This is a genomic window from Monashia sp. HAY1-2A, from assembly GCF_056755315.1.
Map to the genome: position 1 here is coordinate 69,648 of NZ_JBNDHY010000001.1, position 10,202 is coordinate 79,849.

The following is a 10,202-nucleotide window of genomic DNA, read 5'->3' on the forward strand; positions in this document are numbered from 1 at the left end:
CTCAGGCCTCCTCGTGCCGCTGCACGGCCAGGTAGACCAGACCCATGAGCAGGGCCGTGAGGAGCAGGATCGTCCCCACCACCGACGCCTGCGAGTACTGGATGACGGCCGACGTCCCCTTGCCGAAGGCCATGCCGTACGCCCAGGTGGCGAGCGTCTGCGACGACCCGGTGCCGGTCGTCATGATCCAGATGATGTCGACGACCTTGAGGGTGTAGACGAACCCGAGCAGCAGGGTGATCGCCGTGACCGGTCGGAGCAGCGGGAAGGTGATCGAGCGGAACCGCCGCCAGGGTCCGGCCCCGTCCAGCTCTGCGGCCTCGTACAGGTCCTTGGGGATGTTCTGCAGCCCGGAGTAGAGGATGACGAGGTTGAAGGGCACGCCGAGCCAGATGTTGGCCAGGGTCACCGCCCACAACGAGTTGTCGGCGTTGAGCCACCAGACCGGGTCGATGCCGACCACCCCGAGCAGGCGGTTGAGGATCCCCGAGTCGGCGTCCATCATCCACTGCCACGTCGTGGCCGAGACGATGATCGGCAGCAGCCACGGCACGAGGAACAGGCCACGCAGAACGGTCGAGAGCGGGAAGCTGCGGTAGAAGAAGGTGGCCAGCGCCAGGCCGATCGCGTACTGGAAGACGAGCGAGACGACGACGAAGACGGCGGTGTGCTGCACCGTCGGCCAGAAGTGCGGCGAGCCGATGACCTGCTTGTAGATGTCCAGCCCCGCGAAGGGCGCTTCGCCCGTGACGTACGTCGCCCGGGTGAAGCGCCGCAGGCTCATCGAGACGTTGACGACGAGGGGGTAGGCGTAGAAGACCACCAGGTAGATGACGATGGGGGCGACGAAGAGCATCCCGGCGACCCGCTGCCGGCGCCGTTGGCGCCCTCGGGGGCGCGATGCGGTGCGGTCGGCTGTCGGCGTGGCCCGTTGTCCGACCTGCTGGATGGGTGTCGCGGTGTGCTGGCTCATGGGGAACTCCTGCTGCTGGTGCTCGGGGTGGGCGGACGCTGCCGCCCACCCCGTGGCGGGTTCAGCCCTGCGCCGCCTGGGCGGCGGTCTTGAAGGCCTCGGCCACCTTGGCCGAGTCGCCGGCGGCGTTGAGGGCGGTCTGCTCCGCTTCTGACAGCGCCGCCGACGTCTTGAGGTAGTCCGTCCCGAGGTCGGTCGTGCGGCCCTGGGCGCTGTTGATCGCGTCGGCCCACGGCTTGTAGACCGGTGTGGACGCGATCTGCTTCTCGCGCGTGGCCTTGCTGGCAGTGAAGTAGCCCAGCATGTTGTCGGTCTTGATCTGCTGGTCCGCGCCCAGGAGGCAGCTGATGACGTGCTTGGCGGCGGCGTAGTGGCCCGAGCTGTTGTCCTTGTGCAGCGGCACGACACCGAACTCGCCCCCGGTCGGGACGGGCGCCGCCTGACCGCCCTTGCCGGGGATCGGCATCATCGCGATGGGGAACTTCTGCTTCGCGGCCGCCGCCGCGAACCACGAGCCGTTCTCCGCGAAACCGTAGTCGCCGGTGAGGAACAGGTCCCACGACGCCGACTGGTTGTCGGTGGTGGCCGACTTCGGGGCGTAGCCCTTGGCGACCCAGTCCGAGACGAGCTGGCCGGCCTGCGTGGCCTGCGCCGAGCCCACGTCCTTGAGGTTCGCGCCGGCCCCCCAGAACCACGGCAGGAACTGGAACGTGCCCTCCTCGCCGGGCAGCCCGGCGAAGGTGATGCCCTTGTGTCCCGCGGCCGTGACCTTCTGCAGCGCGGCGTTGAGGCTGGGCCAGTCCGTGATGCTCGTCGGGTCGACGCCTGCGTCCTTGAGGACGGCCTTGTTGTAGTAGAGCCCGAGCGTGTTGGCCCCGATCGGCACACCGTAGGTCTTGCCGTCGACCGTGCCCGGCCCGGCGAGGTTGGCGTCGGCGTCCGTCGCCGTGATGCCGACCTGGTCGATCGGGACGAGCAGCCCGGAGGCCGACGCCTCGGGGACCGCCGGGTTGTCGAGGAACACGACGTCGGGGGCGTGGTCCTCGCGGACGGCCGTGGTCAGGTTGTTGATGAGGTCGGTGTTGGGGGCAGCGGTCCGCTTGATGGTGGCGCCCGCCGGCGCACACGCCTGGACGTACTTGGCCCAGTCCGAGGTGTCGTCGTACTGGGGGTAGGGGTCCCAGAAGCCGATCGTCGTGACCGCCGCGGAAGGCCCGCCGGAGGGGGAGGCTGAGCCCGCCGAACCGCCGCAGGCCGCGAGGGACGCGGCCACGGCTGTCGCGAGGAGGATGCCTGACGTCCGCCGGACCGGTGGTGTGGTGCGCATGTGCTGTCCTTTCACATCTTTGTGGTTGGAGTGGTGGTGAACCGGTTCGATACCGACGTCACCGGCAAGGGGTCGGCGATGGAGGCCGCCTAGCGGGTGCTGCCGCGGTCGCGCAGGACCGGGGCGACGAACCGGACGATGGGCGGGCCCGCCTCCGGTGCGTTCGTGATCCGGGCGATGAGCTGCGAGACGGCCCTGTTGCCGAGCTCGGCGGCGGCCGACTCGACAGCCGTGAACGGGAGGGAGAACTCCTCGCCGAAGTCGCGCGAGTACAGGCTGACGACGCTGAGGTCCTCCGGGACGCGCACCCCACGGTCACGCAGGATGGCCGGCAAGGCGGCGATCGTGGCGTCGTTGTGGACGATGAGCCCTGTCGCGCCGGGGTGCGCGTCGAGGATGCCGTTGACGGTGCTGGCGATCGCCGGACCCCGGGACTCGCCGTGGTACACGTGGATCTGCTGGCCGTAGCGGGCCGCCCGCTCGACGGCCGCATCGCGGAAGCGCCAGGCGTACGTGCCGCCACGCTCGACGACGTGGAGCGGAGGCGCGATGAGCATGAGCTCGCGATGACCGCGCTCGTGCAGGTGGTCGACGAGCATGCGGGCCGCCTCGCCGAAGTCGAGGTCGATGACGTCCAGACCAGCGGTGTCGCGGGGCAGGCCGATCAGTGCGCTCGGCTTCGCCACCGAGCGCAGCGCCGGTAGCCGCGGGTCGGCGGCCGTGACGTCGAGCAGGACGATGCCGTCGACCATGTTGGAGTCGGCGATCCGGTGGATGGCCGACTCACCGTCCGGGTCGGTGACCATGAGGATGTCGTAGCCGAGCTCGCGAGCCCGGGTGGAGATCGGCAGGATGTACTGCAGCATCGCCGGGGCGAACTCGTCCTGGTGGAACTGCAGGAGCAGCCCGAGCACCATCGTCTGCGACGTCGCGAGCGCGCGGGCCCCGGCGTTCACCGTGAACCCGAGCTCCGTGATCGCCTGCTCGATCCGCTGGCGCGTGTCGGGCGAGATGGTCCGCTTGCCGGACAAGGCGTACGAGACCGTGCTGCGCGAGACACCCGCGTGCCGGGCTACGTCCCCGATGGTCGTCATTCACCTCTCGCTTTCTGTCGAACCGGTTCGACACAGTGTCGACCCCGGTGCAGCCGCCGTCAAGAGGGCATCCGCAGAAGTTCACCGCGCCGGCCGGAGGCCGCGGCGGTCAGGCGGACGGCGGACGAAGGCCCTGCATCAACAGGTCGACCACGCGGTCGGCCCACCCGCGCCGAGCCCGGCCGTGCTGCAGCAGCTCCCCGAGGTAGGCACCGAAGGCGAGGCCGGCGAGCGCCTCGCCGTCGGTGCCGGGTCGGATCCGGCCGGCCGCGATGTCCGCGTCGATCTCGACCTGGAGTGACTCCAGCCGGGCCACGAGGAGGGCTCGCAGCGCCGCGCTGAACGCCGGGTCCGAGTCGGCGAGCACGGACGCGACCGCCCCGCGGCCGAGCTGCCTCTCCACGAGGTCGAGCGCCTGCTCGAGGACCCAGCGCACCTTCGCCTCGACGGGCAGGTCCGGCGCCGGCACGGGCGCGTCGCCCAGCAGGGCGAGGGTCGCCCCCATGAGCGCCTCCCGGTTCTCGTACCGCCGGTAGACGGTGGTGCGGGCGACACCGGACCGGGACGCGACGGCGTCGATGTGGACACCATCGGGCCCCTGCTCCTGCAGCAGCTCCAGGGCGGCCCCGGCGATCCGGCGGTCCGTGTTCGGGTCGCGGGGTCGACCGCGTGCAGGCGTCATGCCGCTCCTTCCGGGAACAAATGAGAGACCATTATCGCTACACCTACTGTAGCGATAATGGTGAGGGACGTCCTCACCAGGAAGGAGCCCATCATGACCCCCGGCGAGGCACTCGTCCCGGCCGTCATCGCCATCGTCTTCGTCGTCGCCTGGTTCGTCGTCGGCGTCATCGACGCGACCCGCGACGATCCCCCCGTGCAGCGGGTCGAGGCGGACCGTCGCGCGGCCCGGGCGGAGACGCATGCACACCGTCGCTGACCGAGTTGCGCTCGGCCACAGAGGTGCCCGCACCGCGGGCACCCAACCGCCCCAACAGGAATTGCAACGCAGAAGACACCACGACAGACAACGCAACGACAGACGGCCGAGTCCCCGTCCGTCGAAGACAGGAGGACGGACGACATGATCGTCTACAACGAGCTGGTCGCCATCAGCGCCGGAGCCGGGCTACTGGGTTTCGCCTGGTTCCTGGTCCATCTCATCCGCGGCAAGCGCATCGACAGCGAGGGGTGGGCCGCCTTCTTCGGCGTCACGGGACTGCTCCTTCTCGTGCTCGGGCTGCACACCACCGTGACCTGGCCGTTCGGCGGTGACGGTTTCGAGTACGCCAACATCGCCTTCGGCCAGCCCGCGGCTGGTTTCGGTGCCCTGCTCCTGTTCGCGGCCGTCTACCTGTGGCGTCACCGGACGCTGTTCGCAGGCGATGCGGATGCGGCGGGCACGGCGGCCCTGCGGGCCCTGAAGCCGGTCGCCGTCTTCGTGGGCGCGCTCGGCCTGGCGATGGGCGTGCTGGCCATCACCTTCGTCCGCTTCCAGCTCGGCGCCGCTCCGCCGGAGGAGCCGATCAGTGGACGCGTCGGCCACCTGCCGCTTCTCGAGGCGCTGTTCCTCGGCGGCCTGTGGGGCATCGTCGCGATCGGTGCGCTGCTGTTCGCCGTCGCCCAGCTCACCGACCGAGCAGCCTTGCTGCTCTGGGCCGTTCGCTCCTGGTTCGTGGGTGGCGCGGTCTTCCTCCTGTTCGGCGCGATGAACTTCTACACGCACATCGGCATGTACTACAACATCGCCCACGGGACCTCGCACCTGTGGTGAGCCCGAGGCATGGGAGCTACACGACGATGCTCAGCACCATGACCAGCGCAAAGCCGACGACCGAGATGACGGTCTCCATCACGGACCACGACTTGATCGTCTCCCCCACCGTCAGGCCGAAGTACTCCTTGACGAGCCAGAACCCGGCGTCGTTGACATGGCTGAAGAACAGCGAGCCGCACCCGATGGCGAGGACGAGGAGGGCCAGGTGGCTGGTGCTGAGCGTGGACGCGAGCGGGCCGACGATCCCCGCCGCGGTGATGGTCGCCACCGTGGCCGACCCGGTGCCGAGCCGGATGAGCACGGCGACGAGCCAGCCGAGCAGGAGCACGGAGATGTTGACCCCGGTGGCCCAGTCCTTGATGACGTTGCCGACGCCGGCGTCGATGAGCGTCTGCTTGAAGCCGCCACCGGCGGCGACGATGAGGATGATCGCTGCGATCGGCGGGAGGCTCGCGCCCACCGACCCGCTGGCCTCCTCCTTCGTCATGCCGGAGCGCAGGCCCAGCGCCAGGTAGCAGAACAGGACCGCGATGAGGAGGGCGACGGTGGGGGTGCCGAAGAAGTCGACGACCTTGCGGACACCGCTCTTCGCGTCGGTCACGAGGAGCTTGGTGATGGCGTCGATGAGCATGAGCGCCACAGGCAGGGTGATGCCGACGATGGCGGCGCCGAAGGACACCCGTCGCCGGCCCGGCGCCAAGGGGGCCTCGAGGTCGTCGAACGTGGCGACGGGCCCGGTCCGCCGGGCCGTGCGCGCGGCATCCTCGTTGCCCGGCGCGCCTCGTGCCGCCTGGGGGCCCGGCCGTGCGGGATCCCCGCCGGCCCGGACGCCCTCGGGCTCGCGCCGATCCCGGACCCCCGCGGCCCCGGCGCCGCTCGCGACCGTCACTGGAACTCGCGTCTCGGTGTCGACGAACTTGGGGACCCAGCGATCCACGTAGCGGGCGAGCACGGGCCCCGCGACGATGACCGTCGGGATGGCGATGATGATGCCGTAGAGCAGGGTTCGGCCGAGGTCGGCGTTCAGGAGGCCGATCGCCGTCAGCGGTCCCGGGTGCGGTGGCACCAGACCGTGCAGGACGGACAGTCCGGCGAGGGCGGGGATGCCGATGCGCATCAGGGACAGGCCGGTCCGGCGGGCCACGAGGATGATGACCGGGACGAGGAGGACGACCCCGACCTCGAAGAACAGCGGGAGGCCGAGGATCGCTGCGATCGCCGCCATGACCCACGGCAGCCGCCCGGGCCCGACGCGGCCCACCATGGTCGACACGATGCGGTTGGCACCGCCGGAGTCCTCGAGCAGCTTGCCGATCATGGCCCCGAGGGCGATGAGGACGCCTACGGAGCCCGCCGTGCTGCCGAAGCCGTCGAGGAAGCTCGCGACGATGTCGCCCGGCGGCATGGTCGCCACGGCGCCGAGGACGGCCGAGCCGAGCATGAGCGACAGGAAGGGGTGGACCTTGGCGACGGTGATGAGCAGGACGACGGCGAGGATGCCGAGGATGCAGGCGGCGACGAGCTGCCCGTCACCCGCGTAGGGCACCTTCGGGGGATCCGCCGGCAGGGCGAGGACGAAGGACTGGGGTGCAGTAGTCGGGTGCAGGATCATGCCGTGGTGTCCTTTCGCAGACCGAGGGCGGACAGGGCTCGGGCGAGCACCTGGGCTGCGGTGCCCTCGTTCGTCACCGTGGTACCCGGTTCGTCGTCGTCCAACGGTTCGAGCGTCGCGATCTGGCTGGGCAGGAGTGAGGCCGGCATGTAGTGCCCCGCACGATGCTCCATGCGGTCGCGAATGACGTCCGGGGCGGCGGTGACATGCAGGAAGCGCACGTGCGGGCGGTCGCGACGCAGGAGGTCGCGGTAGGCGCGGCGCAGCGCCGAGCAGGTCACGACGGCCGACTCTCCCGCCGCCTCCTTGGCGCTGATCCAGCTGCCGATCGACTCGAGCCAGGGCCAGCGGTCCGCATCCGTGAGCGCCTGCCCGCTCCGCATCTTCGCGACGTTTGCCTCCGAGTGGAACGCGTCCCCCTCGGCGAACTCCCACCCCATGACGGTGGAGATGCCCTTGGCAACCGTCGTCTTGCCACTGCCGGACACCCCCATGACGATGACGACATCGGGAACGGTGGTCGGCCTCACGGCCGCAGCTTCGTCGACCATGCTCACGAACCTAGCCCGACTTCCCGGCCGGAGGGCGGGTCCGCCGCTCGGGTTGAGCGGCGGACCCTCCGAGGGCGACCGGGTGACCCGGTCGCAGGCTCAGCCTCCGTAGCCGCTGACCGCGCTCAACCAGGCGGTTCCGGCAGGTGACCCGACACCGGTGACGTCGTCGTAGCCGGGCCTGACGTGGATCGTCAGCGGCTCGTCCCAGTCGAAGGTGCGGGTGATGTAGGTGTATCCGTCGGTGCCGTTCTCGGAGTTGACGAAGTTGACCCGGATGGCTCCCGGGTACGTCGAGCGGAGGCTCTTCGTCACGTCGTACGACACGGTGCGGGCCGCGTACAGCGCCGGGTTAGCCAGCCCGTAGCTGCCGTGGTTCTGGACGGCCAGGGCGAACATGCCCGCGTACAGCGGCGAGGACAGGCTCGTGCCCCCGATCCGGTACTCGTCGTAGTAGGTGCCGTCGGAGAACCGCTGGGTCTGCCCGACGAGCATCCCGGTGTTCGGGTCACCGAGCGCCGAGACGTCCGGTACGACGCGGGCCGCCGGGGCGGTCCCGTGGTAGGTCGCGATGCTGTTCGGCACGACGCCCTGCTGGTACCACGGCTGGGCGAACAGCCGGCTGGTCCCGCCGCCGCCACCGTAGAGGTAGGACAGCGGTCCCCACGACGACGCCGTCCTGCTCCACGTGCTGGTTCCCGTCTGCCAGCCGAGCTCGAACAGGCGGGTGTCGGCCTGCGTCACGCCCATCGAGGTCCCGCCGACCGCGGTGACCCACGGGCTCGACGCCGGCCAGTCGGGGCTCGGCGTGGCGGAGGCGTCGCCGAAGGTCTCGTCGCCGCTGTCGCCCGAGGAGAAGAACAGGCTGATGCCCTCCGCTGCCGCCTGGATGTACGTGTCCTCCTGCGGCTTGACGTAGCCGGGAGGCAGCGCCTCGCCGGCGTACCCGTAGGAGTTGGTGACGATGTCGGCCAGGTGCCGGTCGACCACCCTGTTCATGACGGCGTCGAGGTCGCGGTAGTTGTTCGGCGAGCCCACGTAGACGATGTCTGCACCCGGGGCCATGGTGTGCACGGCCTCGATGTCCAGGGTCTCTTCGCCGCTCCAGCCCTCCGGGTCCTGTCGGGGGTTCTGCGGGCGGACGAAGGTGCCCGGTGCGACGACCTGGCTGAAGTGCCCGGCGATCGGCGGGAGACCGTGCCGGCGTGAGTACTCGGTCACGTCGTTGACGACGGTCGGCGAGGCGTAGGCGTCGATGACGGCCACGGTCACGCCCGTCCCGTCGTTGCCCGAGCGGATCGCCCCGGTCAGGCCGTACGCGCCCTGCAGCTGGGTACCGGCGTACCCGCACGGGGCGAAGGCCGTGACGGAGTGGGCCGTCACGGTGCCGGCCGCGTTGTCCGACCACGGGCCGGGCGTCAGCACCGTGCCGTCGGGGGTGGGTGTGTTCGAGATCGTCTTCTGGCCCCAGTACTGCGAGCACGGCGGGGCGTTGCGGAACCCCGCGGGCGGCGATGCGTCGGTGTGGACGAGGTTGGCCGACTCGTCCAGCCCGATCACTCCCTGGATCGAGCTCAGCGCGGAGGGCACCGACAGGGCGGACGTATTCGACCGCATCGTCTGGCCCTTGTAGCGGAACGTCGCGAAGGAGGTGTGGAACGCCGTCGACGCCGCCGCGACCGTGCCGACCGCCTCGACGTACTTGTTGTTGTCGGGGACGACGCCGACCGTGAAGCCCTGGCTGCGCAGCCACGACTCGACCCGCGCGACGTCGGCGTCCGTCGGGCTGAACCTGGCACGGAACTGGGCGGGAGTGAGGAACTTGCCGTAGAGCGCGCTGCCCTTGGTCGAGACGGCACGGGCGTACGCCATGGCGCCCGCGGCGTCGTGGTTGCGCAGGTAGACGCGGAAACCTACCCGCTGTGAACCACTGGCCGGGCCGACCCGGTGGGCCGCCGAGGCCCAGGTCGGCAGGCTGCCGGGCAGCGCGGTGCTCCCACCGCTGGTGCCGGCCGCCGAGGAGACGATGCCGGCGCTCGTCACCAGGGCGGCCACCGCCACCCCGACGAGCGGGATCCTTCGAAGCGATCGCACGTGTGCTCCTTTGTCGGAACCCAGGGCCGCGGACTGCTTCACGACCACGTGGAGATGCGATCTCAGTGGACTCCCCTGCCGAGCCCGTTGACAAGCCCTGCGCGAACGGGACCACCGCCCGCAACGCCGTCAGGGCCCGACGGGCGATGGTCGACGCGGACGCCGGCGCGCGACGGCACCGGCGGTGGGGGCGCCGTCGTGCTGCCCAGGCCCACCGCCGGTGCCGGTCGCGACGCCGAGCGTCGTCGCGACCGGCGTCTCAGCCCTCCGAGATGGCCTTGACGAGGTCGCCGGCCGCATCGTCGGGCAGTGCCCGCGCCAGGTCGGCCTGGCTGAGCATGCCGACCAGCTGATGGCCGTCGATCACCGGGAGGCGCCGCACCCGGTGCTCGCTCATGGTGCGCAGCGCCTCTTCCAGGGAGTCGTCCGCACCGATGGTCACGGGCTTGCCCTCGGCGAGTGAGCCCGCCGTCGTCGACTCGGGGTCGAGTCCCTCTGCGACGACCTTGATGACGATGTCACGGTCCGTGACCATGCCCTTGAGCCGGTCGTCGGTCCCGCAGATCGGCAGCGAGCCCACCTGCAGCTCCTTGAGTCGCTGGGCGGCCTCACGGATGGTGTCGTTCTCGCCGATGCACTCCGCACCGGCGGTCATTGCTTCGCGTGCTGTAGTCACAGGCGTCCTCCTTCGGAACCAGTTCGGACTCAGCCCGGTGCCCGAGTGCGCGGTGCACCGACTGTCTCTTATACACATCTGACGCTGCCGACGACGGA

10 protein-coding genes are annotated in these 10,202 nt (G+C 70.3%); 2 read left to right on the forward strand and 8 right to left on the reverse strand.

What is annotated here, in order from left to right:
- Position 1: 1 nt before the first annotated feature.
- The 4 genes from ACPYOM_RS00345 to ACPYOM_RS00360 all read right to left on the reverse strand — a co-directional run bounded on the left by ACPYOM_RS00345 (position 2) and on the right by ACPYOM_RS00360 (position 4,076).
- Positions 2 to 973, reverse strand: coding sequence for a carbohydrate ABC transporter permease (locus ACPYOM_RS00345; protein ID WP_481341827.1), 972 nt, complete (start codon positions 971 to 973; stop codon positions 2 to 4).
- Between the two features lie 61 nt (positions 974 to 1,034).
- On the reverse strand, positions 1,035 to 2,300 hold the full coding sequence (locus tag ACPYOM_RS00350; protein WP_481341826.1) for a sugar ABC transporter substrate-binding protein: 1,266 nt from the start codon (positions 2,298 to 2,300) through the stop codon (positions 1,035 to 1,037).
- A gap of 89 nt (positions 2,301 to 2,389) precedes the next feature.
- Positions 2,390 to 3,394, reverse strand: a complete 1,005-nt coding sequence (locus ACPYOM_RS00355) for a LacI family DNA-binding transcriptional regulator (RefSeq protein WP_481341825.1) — start codon at positions 3,392 to 3,394, stop codon at positions 2,390 to 2,392.
- A gap of 109 nt (positions 3,395 to 3,503) precedes the next feature.
- Positions 3,504 to 4,076: a TetR/AcrR family transcriptional regulator gene (locus ACPYOM_RS00360; protein ID WP_481344450.1), complete on the reverse strand. Its 573-nt coding sequence runs from the start codon at positions 4,074 to 4,076 to the stop codon at positions 3,504 to 3,506.
- Positions 4,077 to 4,169: 93 nt separating this feature from the next.
- Here ACPYOM_RS00360 and ACPYOM_RS00365 point away from each other — a divergent pair, with 93 nt between their 5' ends.
- Both ACPYOM_RS00365 and ACPYOM_RS00370 read left to right on the forward strand, forming a co-directional pair.
- On the forward strand, positions 4,170 to 4,334 hold the full coding sequence (locus ACPYOM_RS00365; RefSeq protein WP_481341823.1) for a hypothetical protein: 165 nt from the start codon (positions 4,170 to 4,172) through the stop codon (positions 4,332 to 4,334).
- Positions 4,335 to 4,478: 144 nt separating this feature from the next.
- Positions 4,479 to 5,168 carry a DUF981 family protein gene (locus ACPYOM_RS00370; protein ID WP_481341822.1) on the forward strand — a complete coding sequence of 230 codons (690 nt, stop codon included), beginning with the start codon at positions 4,479 to 4,481 and terminating at the stop codon, positions 5,166 to 5,168.
- A gap of 16 nt (positions 5,169 to 5,184) precedes the next feature.
- On the opposite strand, the gene ACPYOM_RS00375 is transcribed toward ACPYOM_RS00370, so the two are convergent.
- The 4 genes from ACPYOM_RS00375 to ACPYOM_RS00390 form a co-directional block, all read right to left on the reverse strand.
- The gene (locus ACPYOM_RS00375) at positions 5,185 to 6,783 is read right to left on the reverse strand and encodes a GntP family permease (protein ID WP_481344451.1); all 1,599 of its coding nucleotides are present in this window, start codon (positions 6,781 to 6,783) and stop codon (positions 5,185 to 5,187) included.
- Entirely contained in the window at positions 6,780 to 7,334 is a 555-nt protein-coding gene (locus ACPYOM_RS00380; RefSeq protein WP_481341820.1) for a gluconokinase, read from the reverse strand. Before ACPYOM_RS00380 ends, ACPYOM_RS00375 begins: the two co-directional genes overlap by 4 nt.
- A gap of 99 nt (positions 7,335 to 7,433) precedes the next feature.
- On the reverse strand, positions 7,434 to 9,428 hold the full coding sequence (locus ACPYOM_RS00385; protein WP_481344452.1) for a S53 family peptidase: 1,995 nt from the start codon (positions 9,426 to 9,428) through the stop codon (positions 7,434 to 7,436).
- Positions 9,429 to 9,687: 259 nt separating this feature from the next.
- Positions 9,688 to 10,202: CBS domain-containing protein (locus tag ACPYOM_RS00390; protein ID WP_481344453.1), on the reverse strand; the 515-nt coding region annotated here is incomplete at its 5' end.